This window comes from Pseudomonas sp. SK (genome assembly GCF_012975065.1).
GTDB classification, from domain to species: Bacteria; Pseudomonadota; Gammaproteobacteria; order Pseudomonadales; family Pseudomonadaceae; genus Aquipseudomonas; species Aquipseudomonas anuradhapurensis.
Genome location: NZ_CP051857.1, coordinates 2,868,796 through 2,887,674, shown reverse-complemented (window position 1 = coordinate 2,887,674; position 18,879 = coordinate 2,868,796). Strand labels below are relative to the sequence as shown.

21 protein-coding genes and 1 pseudogene are annotated in these 18,879 nt (G+C 64.0%); 14 read left to right on the top strand and 8 right to left on the bottom strand.

Going from position 1 to position 18,879, the window contains the following annotated elements; translation table 11 throughout:
- The first annotated feature begins 140 nt into the window (after positions 1-140).
- A complete protein-coding gene (locus HG549_RS13355) occupies positions 141-608 on the top strand; it encodes a sterol desaturase family protein (protein ID WP_170029924.1) in 468 nt (155 codons plus the stop codon).
- 33 nt (positions 609-641) lie between these two features.
- Here the strand turns inward: HG549_RS13355 and HG549_RS13350 are convergent, their stop codons facing one another.
- Positions 642-1,535 carry a bile acid:sodium symporter family protein gene (locus HG549_RS13350; RefSeq protein WP_170029923.1) on the bottom strand — a complete coding sequence of 298 codons (894 nt, stop codon included), beginning with the start codon at positions 1,533-1,535 and terminating at the stop codon, positions 642-644.
- A 191-nt stretch (positions 1,536-1,726) separates the two neighbouring features.
- Between HG549_RS13350 and HG549_RS13345 the strand changes: the two genes are divergently transcribed.
- The 9 genes and pseudogenes from HG549_RS13345 to HG549_RS13305 all read left to right on the top strand — a co-directional run bounded on the left by HG549_RS13345 (position 1,727) and on the right by HG549_RS13305 (position 9,349).
- Positions 1,727-2,608, top strand: a complete 882-nt coding sequence (locus tag HG549_RS13345; protein ID WP_170029922.1) for a Dyp-type peroxidase — start codon at positions 1,727-1,729, stop codon at positions 2,606-2,608.
- Positions 2,609-2,912: 304 nt separating this feature from the next.
- Positions 2,913-3,032, top strand: a pseudogene (locus HG549_RS13340) (KGG domain-containing protein); the annotation flags it as partial.
- Positions 3,033-3,093: 61 nt separating this feature from the next.
- Positions 3,094-3,291, top strand: coding sequence for a hypothetical protein (locus HG549_RS13335; protein ID WP_170029920.1), 198 nt, complete (start codon positions 3,094-3,096; stop codon positions 3,289-3,291).
- Positions 3,292-3,312: 21 nt separating this feature from the next.
- Positions 3,313-4,647 (top strand): iron-containing redox enzyme family protein, encoded by a 1,335-nt coding sequence (locus tag HG549_RS13330; protein ID WP_170029919.1) that lies wholly within the window; start codon positions 3,313-3,315, stop codon positions 4,645-4,647.
- Positions 4,647-5,600: a class I SAM-dependent methyltransferase gene (locus HG549_RS13325; RefSeq protein ID WP_170029918.1), complete on the top strand. Its 954-nt coding sequence runs from the start codon at positions 4,647-4,649 to the stop codon at positions 5,598-5,600. Before HG549_RS13330 ends, HG549_RS13325 begins: the two co-directional genes overlap by 1 nt.
- A 6-nt stretch (positions 5,601-5,606) precedes the next feature.
- The gene (locus tag HG549_RS13320; protein ID WP_170029917.1) at positions 5,607-6,764 is read left to right on the top strand and encodes a carboxylate-amine ligase; all 1,158 of its coding nucleotides are present in this window, start codon (positions 5,607-5,609) and stop codon (positions 6,762-6,764) included.
- A 46-nt stretch (positions 6,765-6,810) separates the two neighbouring features.
- Positions 6,811-7,398 (top strand): nucleosidase, encoded by a 588-nt coding sequence (locus tag HG549_RS13315; RefSeq protein ID WP_170029916.1) that lies wholly within the window; start codon positions 6,811-6,813, stop codon positions 7,396-7,398.
- A 112-nt stretch (positions 7,399-7,510) separates the two neighbouring features.
- Entirely contained in the window at positions 7,511-8,416 is a 906-nt protein-coding gene (locus HG549_RS13310; RefSeq protein WP_170029915.1) for an SDR family oxidoreductase, read from the top strand.
- Between the two features lie 72 nt (positions 8,417-8,488).
- Positions 8,489-9,349, top strand: coding sequence for a Ku protein (locus HG549_RS13305; protein WP_170029914.1), 861 nt, complete (start codon positions 8,489-8,491; stop codon positions 9,347-9,349).
- 34 nt (positions 9,350-9,383) lie between these two features.
- On the opposite strand, the gene ligD is transcribed toward HG549_RS13305, so the two are convergent.
- Entirely contained in the window at positions 9,384-11,879 is a 2,496-nt protein-coding gene (ligD, locus tag HG549_RS13300; protein ID WP_170029913.1) for a DNA ligase D, read from the bottom strand.
- A 152-nt stretch (positions 11,880-12,031) separates the two neighbouring features.
- Between ligD and HG549_RS13295 the strand changes: the two genes are divergently transcribed.
- Both HG549_RS13295 and HG549_RS13290 read left to right on the top strand, forming a co-directional pair.
- Complete coding sequence (locus tag HG549_RS13295) at positions 12,032-12,496, top strand: phosphotransferase system, HPr-related protein (RefSeq protein ID WP_170029912.1); 465 nt, start codon at positions 12,032-12,034, stop codon at positions 12,494-12,496.
- Entirely contained in the window at positions 12,493-12,717 is a 225-nt protein-coding gene (locus HG549_RS13290; RefSeq protein WP_170029911.1) for a metallothionein, read from the top strand. Before HG549_RS13295 ends, HG549_RS13290 begins: the two co-directional genes overlap by 4 nt.
- A 143-nt stretch (positions 12,718-12,860) precedes the next feature.
- On the opposite strand, the gene HG549_RS13285 is transcribed toward HG549_RS13290, so the two are convergent.
- From HG549_RS13285 to HG549_RS13265, 5 genes are read right to left on the bottom strand one after another with little or no spacing between them, the layout of a single operon-like run.
- Positions 12,861-13,289: a hypothetical protein gene (locus tag HG549_RS13285; protein ID WP_170029910.1), complete on the bottom strand. Its 429-nt coding sequence runs from the start codon at positions 13,287-13,289 to the stop codon at positions 12,861-12,863.
- A 34-nt stretch (positions 13,290-13,323) separates the two neighbouring features.
- The gene (locus tag HG549_RS13280) at positions 13,324-14,271 is read right to left on the bottom strand and encodes a lysylphosphatidylglycerol synthase domain-containing protein (protein WP_170029909.1); all 948 of its coding nucleotides are present in this window, start codon (positions 14,269-14,271) and stop codon (positions 13,324-13,326) included.
- Complete coding sequence (gene clsB / locus HG549_RS13275) at positions 14,271-15,473, bottom strand: cardiolipin synthase ClsB (protein ID WP_170029908.1); 1,203 nt, start codon at positions 15,471-15,473, stop codon at positions 14,271-14,273. The genes HG549_RS13280 and clsB overlap by 1 nt, the downstream gene beginning before the upstream one ends.
- On the bottom strand, positions 15,470-16,255 hold the full coding sequence (locus HG549_RS13270) for an endonuclease/exonuclease/phosphatase family protein (protein ID WP_170029907.1): 786 nt from the start codon (positions 16,253-16,255) through the stop codon (positions 15,470-15,472). The genes clsB and HG549_RS13270 overlap by 4 nt, the downstream gene beginning before the upstream one ends.
- Positions 16,252-17,169, bottom strand: a complete 918-nt coding sequence (locus HG549_RS13265; protein WP_170029906.1) for a DUF72 domain-containing protein — start codon at positions 17,167-17,169, stop codon at positions 16,252-16,254. Before HG549_RS13265 ends, HG549_RS13270 begins: the two co-directional genes overlap by 4 nt.
- A gap of 191 nt (positions 17,170-17,360) precedes the next feature.
- On the opposite strand from HG549_RS13265, the gene HG549_RS13260 reads away from it, so the two are divergent.
- The gene (locus HG549_RS13260) at positions 17,361-17,747 is read left to right on the top strand and encodes a low affinity iron permease family protein (RefSeq protein ID WP_170029905.1); all 387 of its coding nucleotides are present in this window, start codon (positions 17,361-17,363) and stop codon (positions 17,745-17,747) included.
- Between the two features lie 50 nt (positions 17,748-17,797).
- A complete protein-coding gene (locus HG549_RS13255; RefSeq protein WP_170029904.1) occupies positions 17,798-18,349 on the top strand; it encodes an ATP-dependent Clp protease proteolytic subunit in 552 nt (183 codons plus the stop codon).
- Between the two features lie 47 nt (positions 18,350-18,396).
- Here the strand turns inward: HG549_RS13255 and HG549_RS13250 are convergent, their stop codons facing one another.
- Positions 18,397-18,795, bottom strand: a complete 399-nt coding sequence (locus tag HG549_RS13250; protein WP_170029903.1) for an NUDIX hydrolase — start codon at positions 18,793-18,795, stop codon at positions 18,397-18,399.
- Between the last annotated feature and the right edge of the window lie 84 nt (positions 18,796-18,879).

Sequence of the window (18,879 nt, the reverse complement as noted above, 5' to 3'; positions counted from 1 at the left end):
CCGAAGCGCGCAGCCGGTCAAGGGCTGAAACGTGACAATGGCTTCATCAGCCAGCACCAGCAACCGGTCACGCCTGCATGGAAAAAATGCCAGGCAATCGGTACCCTTGCGCCTTCATTCGCCATCCACCGGACTGTTCCATGCTGTTCAATCTCGCCGTGCTGTTCGGCACCCTGGTGGCCATGGAGGGTGTTGGCACGTTGGCCCACAAGTACATCATGCATGGCTGGGGTTGGTGGCTGCACCGCTCGCACCATGAGCCACAACTGGGCATGCTGGAAACCAACGACCTGTACCTGCTGGCCCTGGGGTTGATCGCCACGGCGCTGGTTGCCCTGGGCAAGGGCAGTTATGCGCCATTGCAGTGGGTTGGCGCTGGCGTGGCAGGCTACGGGGTACTGTATGTCGTGGCCCATGACGGGTTGTTTCATCGGCACTGGCCACGCAAGCCACGCCCGGTCAACCGCTACCTCAAGCGCCTGCACCGCGCGCACCGCTTGCACCATGCGGTGAAGGGACGCACCGGGAGTGTATCGTTCGGGTTCTTCTATGCACCGCCGTTGCGGGTTTTGAAACAGCAGTTGCGCAGCAGGCGCAGCCAGCCGTGACAACCGCGACTGGCCTTGCCTGCGGCAATGCCTTCAATTCACTGCCTCACCCTTGGCCTGCAGCGCCACATGCCCGCGGCTGACCCACCAGCCGAACCCCGCCGCCGTGAAGAACATGATCAGGCTATACAGCGCCGCCGGTACGGCCATGGTCGCGTTGTTCAGCAGTGAAGGGCTCAACGCCAGGGCAATCGCCAAGGTGCCGTTGTGGATGCCGATCTCCATGCCGATGGCAATCGCCTGGCGCTTGGGAATCGCCAGCAGGCGCGGCACCCAGTAGCCCGTGGCCAGGCTCAGCAGGTTGAACAGCAGTGCGGCCAGGCCCACCAGCGGCGCGTACTCGAGCACTGTCTGCCAGTCCTTGGCCAGGGCCAACACGATGGTGAAGGCCAGGAACAGCGCCGCTACCAGCTTCATCGGTTTTTCCATGCGTGCGGCAAACGCGGGCGCGAAATGACGAACCAGCATGCCCAGCGCCACGGGCAGCAGCACGATGGCAAACACCTGCATGACCTTGGCGAACTGCAGCGGGATGGCCTGGTCCGAGGCCATGAACCAGCTCAGCGACAGGTTCACCAGCAATGGCATGGTCAGGATCGCGATCAGCGAGTTGACCGCAGTCAGGGTGATGTTCAATGCCACGTCGCCGTGCGCCAGGTGGCTGAACAGGTTGGCGGTGGTGCCACCTGGCGAGGCGGCCAGTAGCATCAGCCCCACCGCCAGCGCTGGCGCCAGGGCAAAACCGTTGGCGATCAGGAAACACACCAGTGGCAGCAGCAGGATCTGGCAGGCCAGGCCGACCAGCACCGGCTTGGGATATTTCACCACGCGGGCGAAATCGGCCAGGGTCAGCGACAAGCCGAGGCCGAGCATGATGATGCCCAGGGCCAGCGGCAGAACGGCAGTGAGCAAGGGTGAAGCAGTCATGGCGGGCCCCCTGGGCGAACGATCGCCAGAAGTGTAGGCCGCGGCTGATCGAGCGCTAAGCGCAAAGCGCCAGCTTTGGTAACCATTTGTTGCCAGATGCTAGATGTCAGCAGCCGGCGGGGCCACATGTCGCGTTGCAGCACGCCTGCCGGCGCAGTAGCATTCCCGGTTTTACCGAGGATTAGCCTGTCATGCCGTTTCAGCAAGGTCTGCTTGCCACACCGGTGCCGGTTCACGCCCGCCACCTGTTCTTTGCCATCGAAGCACTGGAAGCGCTGCCGGCAGCCCTGGATGCGCTGGCGGGCCATGTCGACGGCGTGCGCCTGACGCTGGGCGTCGGTGCACCGTTGGCAAAAGCCCTGGGCAGCCAGGTCGATGGCCTGAAGCCTTTCCCGCAACTGGACGCCGTGGTGGAAAACCCCAGCACCCAGCATGCCCTGTGGCTGTGGCTGCGCGGGGAGGAGCGTGGCGACCTGTACCTGCGGGCCCAGGCCCTGGAACAGCTGTTGAACCCGGCATTCAGCCTGGTGGACCAGGTGGACGGTTTTCTCCACCAGGGCGGGCGTGACCTCACCGGTTATGAAGACGGTACCGAAAACCCACGTGATGAGGCCGCCGTCGAGGCGGCCATCCTCAAGGCTGCGCAGCCTGGCCTCGACGGGTCGTGCTTTGCGGCATTCCAGCTGTGGAAGCACGATTTGCAGTACTTCAAGTCGCTGCCCCAGCACGCACAGGACGACATCATCGGCCGCCGCCTGAGCGACAACGAAGAACTGGATGACGCGCCGGAGTCTGCACACGTCAAGCGAACCGCCCAGGAGAGCTTCGCGCCGGAGGCGTTCATGGTACGTCGCTCGGTGTCCTGGGCAGACACCCGTGGCGCGGGCCTGGCCTTCGTCGCGCTGGGCCGCAGCTTCGACGCCTTCGAGGTGCAGCTGCGACGCATGAGCGGCCTGGAGGACGGCATCATCGACGGCCTGTACCGCTTCAGCCGGCCGCTCAGTGGTGGCTATTACTGGTGCCCACCGATGACCGACGCCGGTGTCGACCTGCGCCTGTTGCTGTCGGCCTGACAGCTGAACATCCCGCCCTTGGCACATTCGCCAGGGGCTCTGCGGTGGCGCAAGGCTGCCGCTGCGCTGCCCATTCAGCAGGCCCCACCGTGCGACTCTGTGGCGCGCCAAATATGGCGCTGCCGCTTATTTAATGCCGCTGGTCCGAACGCTTCGCAATAAACCGAATCCCTCGATATGACCGAACTCCGAACAGGTGTACGGCAGGTAATGCCGTGCATTCCGAAGTCATACGAGGTTTAAGACCATGGCCAACAAAGAGAACAGCCGTACCGGCAATCAACAAGGCAGCCAGGGTGGTAACAAGAACCCAGGCAACTTTGCCAATGACCGCGAGAAAGCCTCCGAAGCTGGACGCAAGGGCGGCCAGCATTCCGGTGGCGGCCGCAGCAGTGAATCGAGCCGCAAAGGCGGCCGTTCGTAAGTGAGGCTACGCAGTGCCGGGTTAGCCTGGCACTGCGATTTTGCGCAAAAAGGAGTGCCCCATGCGATTGCTCCCCCTGATAGCCCTGATGGGCGCCTTCACCCTGGCCGGCGGCTGTTTCGACCGCGACAAAGACCATCCGGCGAAAGATGCCGACCAAAGCAAACCGTCCCTGCAGATGCAGCAACCCGGCGACAAGCCTGCTTCACAACCTGCGCCAGGCCCTGAGCCGATGCCCGGGCAGAAACCCAGCCAATAACACGCGCACAAGGATTACGGCATGACGGTCATGACCTGCAAGACCGCCGCGATGGTACCGGCCTCGACCAATGGGCCAAGCCTGTACGACCGTTACCACGCACTGCTGGGCGGTGCCGATGCGGCCAGCGCCGCATGGTTGAACGAACAGTTGGCTCAGGTGCAAGGTTTGCCGGACGACTTGCCTGCTGACCCGGCACAGCTGGAAGCCTGGAGCGCCCGGCATGCTGCCGCGGTCGCTGCAGCCTACGCCGCCTACCTGGCGCAACGCCGCCAGGGCAGCCCACGGCGCTACTTCGCCAATCGCGCCCAGGCGCTGTGGTTCCTGCAGCAGGTCGCGCCCACCAAGGCGGTGGACGGCGCATGGCTGCACGGCACCCTGCGCCATTGGCGTGACCCGCGCTACCACGGCCTGATCCGCACTTACCTGGAAGAACTGGGCAGCGGTGATCCGCGCTGCAACCACGTGTTGATCTATCAACGCCTGCTGAGCCGGCTGGGCTGTCTGGACCTAGCCGAACTGGATGACCAACGCTACCTGCAAGGGGCCTTGCAACTGGCCCTGGGGCACCATGCCGACGCGTTTCTGCCCGAGGTCATCGGCTACAACCTGGGCTACGAACAACCGCCGCTGCATTTGCTGATCACCACCTACGAACTGGCAGAACTGGGCATCGACGGCCATTACTTCCAGCTGCACGTGACTATCGACAATGCCGCCAGCGGGCATGCCCACCTGTCCATCCAGGCGCTACGCCAGCTATGTCCGGCAGACGACCTGTGCAGGTTCTACCAACGTGTACGCCAGGGCTATCGCCTGAATGACCTGGGGGTGGATACCCCCAGCCTGATCGACAGTTTCGACCTGCAGGCGGAGCTGCTGATGGCCCTGGAGCACAAGCGGCATTTCGGCCAGTTCATGCACTCTGATCATTGCCGCCTGCAGAAACGCACCGTCAACCAGTGGCTGGCCGAGCCAGGCGGCATGCCGGCGTTCCTCGAAGCCTTGCAGGCGCAGGGCTGGATCCGCCGGGGAGAGGCCCCCGCCAACAGCCGCTGGTGGCGCCTGGTCGAAGGCCCGTCGGCGCCCATGTACGGCGTGTTCACCGCCTACGAGAAACAGCTGTGGCACGACTGGATCGCCGCGGGCTGGCAAGCCCCTGGTTCACGGGTGATGCCTGGCAGCTGGGAGGAGCCATTGCAGCTGGATACACCACTGCAGGGTACGGCACAGGAAACTGACATCGAGACCTTGATCGACAGCATGGCCGGCAACCGTCATGCCACACCGGAAGGATTGCTGGCGACCCAGGGCTACCTGCGTGCCACCGGCCTGGCCCAGGAGGAACCGCGCTGATGCAGCTTGACCCACAACAGATCCAGGCAGACCAGGCGTTGCTGCAATTGGGCAAGCGCCTGCGTGCCGACGGCTACCGCTTCACCTGTGTCACACCGGCCACCCACGCCCGGGTCAACGCCCGCCCAGGGGCAGAGCGGGCCAGGACACTGCGCGATGTGTTCGGCTGGAGCCGCCCGTTTCCGCCCTCGCTGGTTTCCGCCGACGAGCTGGACCAGCTACGCCAGGCGCAGGTATTGGCGACGCGTGGCGAGTGGTTGGTGATTACGGTCCGCTGGGCCACCCTCGAAGACTTGCTGCTGGTGCACTCGGCGTACCCCACCGACGCCAGCGACGCGGTGTTCTTCGGCCCGGACAGCTACCGTTTCGCCCAGGTGATCCACGACCACCTGCAACGCACCCCGAAGCGCGTCGAGCATGCCGTGGACATTGGCTGCGGCACCGGTGTCGGTGCCTTGCTGGTGGCCCAGGCGGTACCGCACGCCCAGGTTACCGCCGTGGACATCAATCCGCTTGCGCTGCGCTACACAGCGATCAATGCGGCCCTGGCAGGCGTGAGCAATGTCTCGGTGGAGCCAAGTGACCTGCTCGACGGCATTACCGGCCTGTTCGACCTGATCATCGCCAACCCGCCGTACATGCTCGATGTGCAAGAGCGCACCTACCGTCACGGTGGTGGTGCGCTGGGCGCCGAGCTGTCGTTGCGCATCGTCGAACAGGCCCGCGAGCGGCTTGCCCCCGGTGGCTCACTGTTGCTGTATACCGGTGTAGCGATCATTGAAGGCAGGGACCCCTTGCTCGAAGCCATCCGCCTGCGCCTGGCGGGGCCTGGGTGGTCGTGGGTCTACCGCGAGGTCGACCCGGACGTGTTCGGTGAGCAATTGGGCGAGCGCGGCTACGAACAGGTCGAGCGCATCGCCGCAGTCACACTCACCGTCACCCGCAGCGGCTGAGCCGATATGCCAGCGCCTTGCACCTTCGGCATCGAAGAAGAATACCTGCTGGTCGACCTTGCCAGCGGTCGGGTTCCGGCCACCCCTTCGCCGGGGGTGGCCAGGCGCTGCCGCGAGCTGCTGGGCGAGCAATTTGCCCAGGAAATGTTCCGTAGCCAGATCGAAGTGGTGTCCCCGGTATTCGATAACACGCACCAGGCACGGGAATACCTTGCCCAGAGCCGTCAGCGCCTTGGCCAGGCCCTGGCCGAGGAAGGCCTGGGCCTGTACGGCGCGGCCAGCCATCCGTTTGCCCCGTGGCAGAAGCAGAAAGCAGCCTCTGCGACGCATTACCGGCAGTTGTTCGATGACTACCAGCACGTGGCGCGACGCAGCCTGGTCAATGGCCTGCATGTGCATGTCGGTGTGCCGGCAGGTTGCGACCGGATGCAGCTGATCAATCGCCTGGTGCCGTGGCTGCCGCTGCTGCTGGTACTGAGCACTTCGTCGCCGTTATGGTGCGGCCAGGGTACGGGCTACCTGAGCTATCGCCGGGTGATCTGTGGCGAGTGGCCGCACATGGGCTTGCCCGAGCCTCTGCCTGACTGGTCCGCCTACGAGCGCTACCGGGCCTTGCTGCAACGTACCGGGTCGCTGGCCAAGGATGGTGACTTCTGGTGGGCCGTGCGCCCGTCGCGGCGCTGCCCGACCGTTGAGCTGCGCATCTGTGATGCGTGCCCGGACCTGGAAGATGTGCTGTGCATCGCCGGGTTGTTCCGGCATATGGTCGAGCACTGCGTACGCTGGGGGCACGACCCCGAACCGCTGACCCGCGAGCTGCGCTGGGTCGCCCAGGAAAACTACTGGCGCGCCATGCGCCACGGCCGCCACGGCACCTTCATCGGCCAGCAGCAGCAACAGGGCGTTTCCGCTCGCGGCTGGCTGGCCCAGCTGCATGCTGCGTTTCCCGTCGACACGGCCGATGCCGAGCGTGCATTGCTGCGGGCACGACGGATCCTGGAGCACGGCACCAGCGCCGATCGCCAGCTGGCCTGTTTCGAGCGCGCCCGAGCCAGCGGCAGGACGACACCGCAAGCGCTACGCCTGGTCGTGGACCAGGTGCTGGAGGAGGGCGGCAAATATCCTCTTCCCCCCCCCACGGCACTTGCATTCGCGCAGGGTTGAACGACAATGGCGGCGCCATTTGCCAGCCATCCGGATACTCCGCACGATGATCTTGACCCAGCAATTCCCTGATATTTCCCTGGCTGACACCTTGTTCGTCTTCGCCCTCGAGGCCGAGGCGGGGAGCGTGTTCGCCGGGATGAACAGCGTGTTCACCGGCATCGGCAAGGTCAATGCCGCCATCGCCCTGACGCGGGCTATCGCCGCCAACAGGCCCAGGCTGATCGTCAACCTCGGGTCGGCTGGCAGCCTGCGGCACGGCAAGGGCGAAGTGGTGTGCTGCACCCGCTTCGTGCAACGTGACATGGACGTGACCCCGCTGGGCTTCGCCCGTTACGAAACGCCGCTGTCGGATATCCCGGTGCTGCTGGAGCACGGCGTGGTGATCCCCGGCCTGCCCGTGGAAACCTGCGGCAGCGGCGACAGCTTCGAGATCAACCACGGCGACGCACCGTACGACGTGGTCGACATGGAGGCCTATGTGCTGGCCTTGATCGCACGCAGCGAGGGCATTCCCTTTGTCTGCCTGAAATACATCTCCGACGATGCCGGCAGCGATGCGGCCGGCGACTGGGCGGTGCAGGTGCACCTGGCGGCAGAGGCATTCCAGCGGGTGCTGTTCAACCCGGCGTGACCGCTGGTCGGTGGTGTTGCCAGCTGGAGCAAACCATCGCCCAGGGGGGCTTCTCGAAACCGGTATCGGCCCTGTTACGGGCCAGCCCGGTTTCAGCAGAGGAGTGGCCCCCATGCCCAACAAACCCCACGACCAGTTCAGCATGCAGAACCCGCTGACCCAGTACCCGCACCCACCGTTCCCGGCCCAGGGCCAGCCTGCGCCGGGCCTGGACGTCAACATGCAGCCCAAGCCCGACCACGGCGAAGCCAGCTACAAGGGCTTCGGCCGCCTGGCCGGGCGCAAGGCACTGATCACCGGCGCAGATTCGGGTATCGGCCGCGCAGTTGCCATCGCCTTCGCCCGCGAGGGGGCCGACATTGCGCTGAACTACATGCCCATCGAACAACCCGATGCCCGCGAAGTGATCAAGCTGATCGAAGCCGAAGGCCGCAAGGTGGTCGCTATTGCCGGCGATCTCAAGGACGAGCAGTTCTGCAAGGAGCTGGTCGAGCAGGCCCACGAACAGCTCGGTGGCCTGGACATCCTGGTCAACGTCGCCGGCAAGCAGGAGGCGCGCAAGGACATCAGCCAGATCACCCACGAGCAGTTCGACCATACCCTGAAAACCAACGTCTACGCGCTGTTCTGGCTGTGCCAGGCGGCGGTGCCGCTGATGCCGGCGGGCGCAACCATCATCAACACGGCCTCGATCCAGTCCTACCAGCCGTCGGCCACCTTGCTCGACTATGCCACCACCAAGGCCGCCATCGTCGCCTTTACCAAGGCCTTGGCCAAGCAGGTGATCGAACGCGGCATCCGGGTCAACGCCGTGGCCCCGGGGCCGATCTGGACCGTACTGCAGCCCAGCGGCGGCCAGCCACCGGAGAAAATCCCCGAATTCGGCGCACAAACGCCGATGAAGCGCCCGGGCCAGCCGGCCGAGTGCGCGCCGGTGTATGTCCTGCTGGCCAGCCAGGAGTCCAGCTACATCACCGGCGAGGTGTTCGGCGTCACCGGCGGCAACCCGTTGCCATAGGGCTGCCCGGCTAAACCTTCGCGGCTCGGTGCAGTCACTTGTGGTATCGGCAGGCAACCTGGGGGCAGATTCATGGCAAGGGCAATCTGGAAAGGCGCCATCAGCTTTGGCCTCGTGCACATCCCTGTGGCCCTCAATACCGCAGTGCGCACCGAGCGCGTCGACTTCGACTGGCTCGACAAGCGCAGCATGGAGCCGGTGGGCTACAAGCGGGTGAACAAGGTGACCGGCAAGGACATCGACAAGGAGAACATCGTCAAAGGGGTCGAGTACGAAAAAGGCCGCTATGTGGTGATCAGCGAAGAAGAGATCCGCAAGGCGCGCCCCGAGGCGACCCAGACCATCGATATCTTTTCGTTCGTCGACGCCGGCGATATCCCTCTGCAGCATTTCGACACGCCGTACTACCTCAGCCCGGACCGGCGAGGTGGCAAGGTGTATGCGCTGCTGCGCGAGACCCTGGCCAGCACCGGCAAGGTGGCGCTGGCCACGGTGGTGCTGCATACCCGTCAGCATCTGGCCTTGCTGCGGCCGCTGGACGAGGCGCTGGTGATGATCACCCTGCGCTGGCCGGAAGAGGTGCGTGGCCTGGAAACGCTGGAGCTGGACAGCAGCGTTACCGAAGCCAAGGTGGACAAGCGCGAACTGGACATGGCCAAACGGCTGGTCGAGGACATGACCGGCGCCTGGTCGCCTGACGACTATCATGACGCCTTCCGCCAGACCATTCTCGACCTGGTGGAAGAAAAGGCCAGCAAAGGCAAGATCGAAACGGTGGAAACAGGCGAGGCCAGCGGGAGCGAGAAAGGCGCGGACATCATCGACCTTACCGAGCTGCTCAAGCGCAGCCTTGGCGGCAAGGGCGGCGCGGCAGGCAAGAAAAAGCCAGCGCCAGAGAAGAAGCCCGCCAAACGGACGCGCAAGGCGTCCTGAAGGCCTTTATCCGTGCAAGCCGCCGGGCCAGCCCTTACTGGCCCAGCAGCTTGCGCATCCGTGCGGTGATGGACTGGCGTACCTTGCCCATGTCTGCCCAAGGATCGTCGACCTCTGCCAGGCGTTCGCGCAGGTTGTTGATGTTCCATTGGTTGGCGCCCTTGAGCTGGGTGAGCTCTTCACGCCAGATCGGTACCGAAACCGGCAACCCCTCGCGCGCCCGCAGCGAATAGGCGCAGGCAGTGGTGGCGCCCTTGCCGTTGCGCAGGTAGTCGATGAAGATGCGGCCCACGCGGTTTTTCGGCCCGGACACGGCGCTCAGGCGCTCCGGGAACAGCTTGGCCAGGTAATTGACGATGGCGTGGCTGAAGTCCTTCACCTCGTCCCAGCCGGCTTTGCGGGTCAATGGCACGACCACATGGATGCCCTTGCCGCCGCTGGTTTTCAGAAACACCTTCAGGCCTAGCTCGTCGAGCAGGGTCAGGGTCAGCTGGGTGGCCTCCAGCATGGCTTTCCAGGGCAGGGCGGGATCCGGGTCAAGGTCGAGGACGAAGCGGTCGGGCTTGTCGAAATCCTTGTCGGTGCCGTTCCAGGTGTGCAGTTCGAGCATGTTCATCTGCACCGCGCCCAGCAAGGTGTCGGGGCGATTGATGATCATCGCCGCCTGGCCTGCCTCGGCTTTGTCGTAGCTGAGCACGTTGGGGATGTGCAGCTGGCCGGCATTTTTCTGGAAGAACAGCTCGCCCGCCAACCCGTCGGGGGCGCGCACCAAGGCCACCGGGCGGTCCTTGAGCTGCGGCAGGATCCACTGGCTGACCTCGGCGTAATATTCCGCCACGTCGCGCTTGGTGGCGCCGCTGCTGGCGTCGATGACGCGCTCGGGGTGGGTCAGGCGCAAGTCACCGAAGTGCTCCGTGGCCTTGGCGGGCTTGGATTTGGGCAGGGTCTTGCCGGGCATGGCACGCTCCAGGTCGATGGCGGTGGCAGGTTTGTCGTCGCGCAGGCCGTGAAACACCGAATGGCGCACGATCCCTTCGCGGGTCATCTGCGCGTAGGCCACTTCCGCCAGCAACTGTGGCTTCAGCCAGTGCACACCGCGGGCCTCGGCCCCGCCAGGCGGCTTGGGCAGGGCGGGCTTGGCGATTTCGAGCGGTTTGAGCCGCGCATGGATGCTGTCCAACGTGGTGGCGCTGAAGCCGGTGCCGACCTTGCCGGCGTAGCGCAACTCACCGCTGTCGTTGTCATGCAGCGCCAGCAGCAGCGCTCCGAAGCCGTTGCGGCTACCTTTCGGCTCGGTAAAGCCGACGATCACGAACTCCTGGCGTTTCTTGCACTTGAGCTTGATCCAGTCAGCACTACGCCGGCCGACGTAGGTGCTGTCCACGCGTTTGCCGATCAAGCCCTCCAGGTCCAGGCGGCAGGCACTGTCCAGCAACGACTCCACCGGCTGGTCGAAATCGGCAGAAAACACCAGGTTTTCGGCCTCATTCGCTTCGAGCAGCTGGCGCAGCGTGTCGCGGCGGTCCTGCAGCGGCACCTGGCGCAGGTCACGGCCGCCGAGAAAGGGCAGGTCGAACAGGTAATAGGTGATCTGTTCGTCGTGATCGGTATCGAATGCGTTCTGCAGGGCCTGGAAGTCCGCCACCCCCTGCTCGTTGTTCACTACCATCTCGCCATCCAGCCAGGCCGAATCGACCCCAAGCTGGCGCAGCGCAGCCACCTGGCGCGGCATCTTGGCGCTCCAGTCATGGCCGTTGCGGGTGAACAGGCGAATGTCATCGCCTTCGATGCGCGCCAGGATGCGGTAGCCGTCGAACTTCACTTCGTAGCGCCAGTCACCCGCCGGTGGCGAGTCGACCAGCGTGGCCAGCTGCGGCTGCAACAGCTCTGGCAGCGGCGCTGCCTTGCCAGTGGCCGAGCGTTTGCCGGCCGCAGGCTTGGCCTTGGCCGGCTTGCCGCTGCTGCGCTTGGGTAGCAGGGTACGGTCGCTGAGCACGCTATCTGGCTGCGCGTCGACGATGCTGTATTCGCTTTCGTTGCGCGCCTGGCTGTCGTGGGACTTGACCAGCATCCACTGCTCCTTCTTGCCGGCCATGTGCGTGCGGAACAGGTTCCATACCCCGCTGAGCTTTTCGCCCTGCAGGCGGAAACGCAGCTTGCCTTTGGCATAGGCCTCGCGGGCGTCCCCCTCCGGCTCCCAGATGCCGCGATCCCAGACAATCACATCGCCGGCGCCATAATGCCCTTCGGGAATGTGGCCTTCGAAGTCGGCGTAGTCCAGCGGATGGTCTTCGACGTGCACGGCCAGGCGGCGCACCTTGGGGTCGAGCGATGGGCCTTTCGGGATGGCCCAGCTTTTCAACGTGCCGTCCAGTTCCAGGCGGAAATCGTAATGCAGGTGGCTGGCATCGTGCTTCTGGATGCAGAACTGCAGGGCGTGCGCGTGTCGGGTGCGCTTCTGCTTGCCACTGGGTTCGGGCGTGGCGTTGAAATCGCGTTTGCGTGCGTATTCCTCGAGGGGCTTGGCCATGGCAGGCTCCGGGGCGATTCGCTGTCTTATCGTTGGGAGACAGCTGAAGCAGGGGGAGTTCAAAAAAAGCCGCTGCAGGCATACAAGAAACTCTGAATCTTCCGGCGCTTGGCGGAGTCGACCGTGAGTAAGCCAACCAAGGGAGACAATCCATGTCCAGACCTGATGACCCCAAACCCTACACCCCGACCGAAATCGACGACACCGAAGACCGCATGGGCAGTGTGCACGAGCTGGACTTCAGTGATCGCCTCGACGATCGCGAAGGACGGGCGGGGGATGAGCGGCCGCCGCAGGAAGTCGCCCAGGAATTCCCGGCCCGCCGCGTTGCGCAAAGTGGCATGACCGGTGGCGAAACGCTGAGCGACAGCTTGCATGAAGACAACGTCACCTATGACGACCTCAGCCCCGACACGTTGCTGGACGAGTCGGGTGCTCGCGACCCGCACGAGCCTGGCCATGGCGGCCCGGCTGACAAATCCCTGCGCCACGTTGACGCCGGGGAGATCGGCGGCGGCATCGGCCTCGATGAAGCCGAGCTGGCCCGTTCCGCGCCGCTGGATGGCCAGCCGTGGAGCGACGATGTAATCGATGAAGACGAGGAGGGCAAGCCATGAACGAATTACGATGCGCCTGCCGTGAATGTACCTGTACGGTGGATGCGGCCCCCCAGGATGGCAAGGCTTACTGCTGTGAAGCCTGTGCTACCGGGCATCGCAACGGCGAACCGTGCCGCATGCCGGGCTGCAACTGCGCACAGGTAGCGCAGCCGAAAGAAAGCAGTGTGGACAACGCCCTGGACGAAACCTTCCCGGCGAGTGATCCGATCTCGCCGTGATCACTGGCAGCGGGGGCGGCAACCTGAGGGAGCGGGGTCACCCGCGAACTCTGGCATACACCGCGTCGCATCTCTCGCGGGTGCAACCGCCCCCAGCTATGTCGCCGCCTGAACCCGACCAGGCGCTGGTTGCCTGAATGACGTCAATGGGTCTGCCAGATACCGTTACTGCGCTCGCAGTCGGTGCGGGCCTGGCCCAGGCTCGGCGTATCGTAGTAGTAGGTCACCACCCGTGCATCCTTGGGTAAGGCCGGGCGGGTGGCAGGTTGGTCATTGCCCGTGGCCTTGGGGTTGGCCAGGGCTTCCTGGGTCAGCGGGGCGATGCAGCTGCCTACGCTACCGTCGGCGCAGCGCGCCACCTTGCGCTTCTCTGCACTGAGCATGTCCTTGCTCTGGTTGCTGCACGACCAGTTGATCGCTTCAGGCGGCATGTTGCCGTAGGTGTAGCAGGTGTGCTGCTCCACCGGGCGCACCGCTTCGCTGGACGATCGGGTCATCACGTCGCAGGCCTCTGCCAGCACCCTGCCGCTGACCAGGCTCATGACTATCAATGTCACCCAGGCAATACGCATGGTCACCTCCCGGCCCCTGGGCCGTCGTCGACATTCAAGCTGTTTTTTCGCGCCGGCGCATGGCCTTGGCGCGTTTTTCCAGAATCAGGTAGGTCATCACCGCCAGCACCAGCGGGATCAGGTAATACAAGGTGCGGTACGCCAGCAGGGCCGCCACCAGGCTGCCTTGGCCGAACTGGCCATGGAGCAAGCCGAGGAAAACGGTTTCCAGCACGCCCAGCCCGGCCGGGATGTGCGCCACCACGCCCGCCACGCAGCTGATCAGCAGCACGCCAAGGACCGACGGGTAGAACGCCTGCTCAGGCAATAGCCAGTCGATCAGCAACGCCATCATCGCCCAGTTGCTGGCACCAAGCGCCACCTGGCATGACGCCAGGCGCAGCGAAGGCAGGGTCAGCTCATGGTCGCGCCATTGCCAGGTGCGCTTCTTGGCCAAACCACAGGCCAGCAGGTAGGCCAAGGTGATGGCCAGCAGCACGAATCCGATCAGCTGCAGCCCGCCGGTGCCGACCGGCCAACTGGACGGCAGCTCCACCAGGCGCAAGGCGAACACACCGCCGGCAAGCAGCATGTAGCCCATCCAGTTGGTCAGCAGGCCGAGGGTGAGGATGCGGGTGATGGTAGGCGTATCCAGCCCGAGCCGGCTGTACAGCCGGTAACGCAAGGCCACGCCGCCGACCCAGGTGGTGAAATTGAGGTTGAAGGCATAGCACACGAAGGCCACCGGCAGCACCTGCCGGGCGGGCAGGGTATGGCCGGTGTAGCTGCGCGCCAGCAGGTCGTAGCTGGCAAAGATCAGGAAGCTGCACAGCGCCATTGCCAGCCCGATCGCCAGGCTGCCAGGCTTGTAGCCGAGCAAGGACTGCCGCACTTCGTTCCAGTCCAGGTTGCGCGCCAGGGTAAACAGCAGCACCGGGATGAGCACCAGGAACAGCAGGGTGAACAGGCGCTTGGCCCAGGTATGCCAACGCTTTCGCTCCATCAGGTATTGCCCTCGTGCAGGTTGCCTTGCGTCTCGACTTCCGGCTGCAACGACTTCAGGCGCTTGCGGTGCGCGGGTAGCCAGCCGGCAATGCGCGGGAAGTGGCGGATCACGTGGAAGCACAGGAATATCAACGGCGCCCGCCACCAGTAGCCACGTACCATGCGCTCGAGGGTGACGGGCTTGCATTGTTCGTTGGCCAACGAAGTCAGGTGCTGATGCAACTGCTGGTTGAAGCGGCGGTCGCGGATGAACAGGTTGGCCTCGAGATTGAAGGCCAGGCTCAACGGGTCGAGGTTGCTGGAGCCGACCGTGGACCACTCGTCGTCCACCAGGGCAACCTTGCCGTGCAGGGGCCTTTCGCAATATTCATGAATGCGCACGCCATCGCGCAGCAGGTAGTTGTACAGCAGCCGGGAAAGCGCCCGGACCCAGCGCATGTCCGGCTGGCCCTGCATGATCAGGGAGACCTCGACACCACGCCGGGCAGCATTGCGCAGCTCGCGCAACAGCCGGTAACCGGGGAAGAAGTAGGCATTGGCCACCACGACGCGTCGGCGCGCATTGCGCAAGGCTTCCAGGTAATACGCTTCGATGGCATTACTGCGCTGCCCGTTGTCACGCTCGACCAGTACCGCAGTGATATCACCGGTGGGAGCGGTGACCGGGCGTACCTCGCTGGGCGGTTCGAGCACCGGCGACATCAGGCGACGGCTGACCGCATGCACCTGCGCCACCACCGGGCCGGTGACTTCCACGGCATAGTCCTGCTTGGCCATGGGCCCGAAATCGCCCAGGTGGTCTGCGCTGTAGTTGATACCGCCGATAAACGCCCGTTCGCCGTCGATGACCACGATCTTGCGGTGCAGGCGCCGGAACAGGTTGGTGCGCATGCCCGCCAGGCGCGGCTGCGGATCGAACAGGTGAAAGCTGACCCCGGCATCGGTCATCGCGGCAATGAAGCTGCCCGGCAGGTCGGCGGTACCGTAGCCATCGGCCACTACCTCCACCCGCACACCGCGACGTGCCGCATCGATCAGCACCCGTTGCAGCTGTTGGCCGACCTTGTCGTCGAAGATGATGAAAGTTTCCAGCAGGACTTCTTCCCGCGCCTGGCCGATGGCCTCGAATACACGGGGGTAGAACGCTTCGCCGTTGATCAACAGCTCTACGCTGTTGCCATCCACCCAGGGTCTTTTCACAGCGTGATCTCCGCAGCCAGGGGCGCGTGGTCGGACAGGTGCGACCACGGGTAGCTGGACAGCACTTGCGCCTTGCAGGGCATGGCATTGCGCAAGTAGATGCGATCCAGCCGCAAGAGCGGCATGCGCGCAGGAAAACTGCGGGCTGGGGTACCGAACCGCTCGCCAAAGGCTTCGACCAAGCGCCGGGACAGCACCGCATCGGCCTTGAGCCGCCAGTCATTGAAGTCACCGGCGATGATCACCGGCGCGTGTGCTGGCAGACGGTCGAGCAATTCCAGCAGCAGTTTCACCTGGCTCTGCCGATGCGCCTCGCGCAGGCCGAGGTGCACGCACACGGCATGCACCTGCTCATGCCCGGGCACCTCCAGTTGACAATGCAGCAGGCCGCGCTGTTCGTTGCCGTGGACAGAAACGTCCAGGTTTTCGAAGTGGGTAATCGGGAACTTCGACAGCAGTGCATTGCCGTGATCGCCATGCGGGTAGACGGCGTTGCGTCCATAGGCGAACTGCGGCCACATGCTGTCGGCCAGGAATTCGTATTGTGGCGTGTCCGGCCATGCCGGGTGACGAATGGCATGCTGCTGGTGGCTGCCGTGCACTTCCTGCAGGAACACCAGGTCGGCGCCGGTGGCGCGTACGGCTTCGCGCAGCTCGGGCAGGATGAAACGCCGGTTGAAGAAGGTGAACCCCTTGTGCACGTTGAGCGTAAGCACGTTCAGCCGATGCACGGCGGTGATCTTGTCGATGATGCAACGGGGGGTGGGCAAGGTCTTGTTCACAGGTCCACCTCGGGTTCCACGCCGGGTTCAGTCATCAGGTGGTGATCCAGATGGAGCTTTTCCAGCAGGCGACGGGCGTCATAGGGAGCGTGCACCTTCTGGTCATTGTCGAAATAGCAATAGACGTCACGCGGCCGATGACTTGGCGGCGGCCCGGGCACGATCAGCTCGGCGTCCTCGGCCTGGCGGCCTTCGCTCCAGTGTACGATGCGCTCTTTCCAGCGGCGCAACGCGCGTGACGTATAACCGCTGCTGTACAACTCGACGTCGCCATGCAGGCGCATGTAGACGAAGTCGGCAGTCACGTCTTCCACGTAGGGCCATTTACCGGCACTGTCGGCCACCACCAGCGCCACCTGATGCTTGCGCAGCAGTTGCACGAAGGCTTCGCAGAGGAAACTCTCATGGCGTATTTCCACCGCATGGCGCAGGCGCCGGTTGCCCTCGATGGCGGTGCCGCCGTTGCCTTGCAGGCGCTCGGCACATCCTTCGGCACACCGACGCGCAGCGGCGCGGTCGTGCGGCAGCCGTTCGAGAAACGCCTGGAACAGCGCTTCATCGAACTTCATGCTGGGCGGGAACTGCCACAGGAACGGCCCCAGCTTGTCCCCGAGCAGCAAAGGGCCGGATGCAAAGAAGTTGGCCAGCGGCTGTTCGATATTCTTCAGGCGCCGTATATGGGTGATGTAGCGCGGTGCCTTGACCGAGAAGACGAAATCTTCCGGGGTCGCCTGAGCCCAGCTGCGATAGCGCTCTGGTGTCTGCAAGCTATAGAACGACCCATTGATCTCGATGGTATTCACTGCCCGTGAAGCAAACGCCAGCTCGTCGTCCTGGGGTAAGCCCTTGGGGTAGAAGTCCTTGCGCCAGGGGCCGTAGCGCCATCCTGAAATGCCAATGCGCACTTCGCTCACGCTGCCTCCTAATTGCTCGTTGCACCGGTTCATCAGTTGCGACCGGTGCAGCCGCGCGAGGGTTCAAGCAGGATTGATCGACGGTGCAGCCGGCGCCGGATTGAACTTTGCCGCCAGCAACGATTCCACCCTTTAGCAGCCTGAGGGCAGTGAACGCTGCCCCAGCTGTGGTTACGGTGAGGAGCGATGCCATGAAATTCGACCGTTTCGCGCAATGGCTGGCGAACTGGACCGGCCGCCCGCAGAGCTTCGCCATTGCCCTGTTGCTGATAATGGCCTGGGCCTTGACCGGGCCGTTGTTCGATTACAACGACACCTGGCAACTGGTGATCAACACCTCGACCACCATCATCACGTTCCTGATGGTGTTCCTCATCCAGAACACGCAAAACCGCGACAACGACGAACTGCACATCAAGATCGACGAACTGCTGCGCACGACCAGACGCGCGCACAAGGCACTGCTCGACCTGGAAGACATGGACCCTGCCGAACTGCATGCGCTGCGCAAGCAGTACCAACGCATGGGCGAGCTCGAGGAGGGTCGCCAGGGGCGACATGACCCACCCGCAGAGTGAAGGCCTGCCCATTTCACTGGAATGAACACCGCTGACTCCTGGAGGCAAGCATGCCCAGACACATCATCCACTTTACCGGCCCGATCAATTCCTCCACCTGTGGCAACCTCATCGGCACCTGTGCCAAAGCCCTGCAACAGGGCGCCGAGCTGCTGCAGCTGAACATTGCCACCATGGGGGGTGAATGCAGTTATGGCTTCACCTTGTACAACTTCCTGCGCGGGCTGCCGATCCCGCTGCACACGCATAACCTGGGGACCGTGGAGTCGATGGGCAACATTCTGTTCCTGGCCGGCGAGCACCGCACTGCCTGTGCCCACAGCAAATTCCTGTTTCACCCGTTCCACTGGACCCTGCACGGTTCGGTGGACCATTCGCGCATGGCCGAATACGCCATGAGCCTGGATTACGACTTGCGCCTGTACGCGCAGATTGTCGCCGAGCGGACCGAGGGCAGCAGCGAGGTGCTGGACGTGCCCCGTTACCTGATGGCCTATCCACGCATTCTGGGCCCGCGCGAGGCGCTGGAGAGCGGCATGATCCACGCCATAGACGAACTGCCGATCGAAGCCGATGCCTGCCAGTGGAGCGTGCACGCCTGACTAGGCCACGGCCTGAACAACGGCACCGGCTGCGCCGGTGCCATGCGCTAGCGAATGGAAGCGGCTGTGGCCTGGTCACAGGCCAGCAGCGAGCGGATCAGCAGCTTGATGTCATCCTTGAGCATCGGCACTTGGTCGATATGGGCGAAGCAGCAGTCGGCAATTTCGTGTTGGGCGGTGGGGTGGGGCGCGTCGGCGAACTCGGCTTCGAAGACATAATGCATGCGCTCTGGGGTTTCGTGGCGCATCAACAAGGTCATTGTTTCGGCTTGCAAGCCAGTTTCCTCAAGCAGCTCGCGCTCGGCCGCCTGCACTGGCGTTTCGCCGGGCTCGACTTTGCCGCCAGGCAGGGTCCACGGGGCTTTGGGTTTTCTGACCCAAAGCCATTTATGGGCGTGCTTGGCGTGACGGCAAATAACGGTTGCGCGTGCTTTGACCGGTTTCATGCGACCTCCTGGTGAAGCTATTCCTATACGGAATTAGTCACCAGGCGCGCAATGAACGTTGTGTTTATATGAACAGAACAAGAT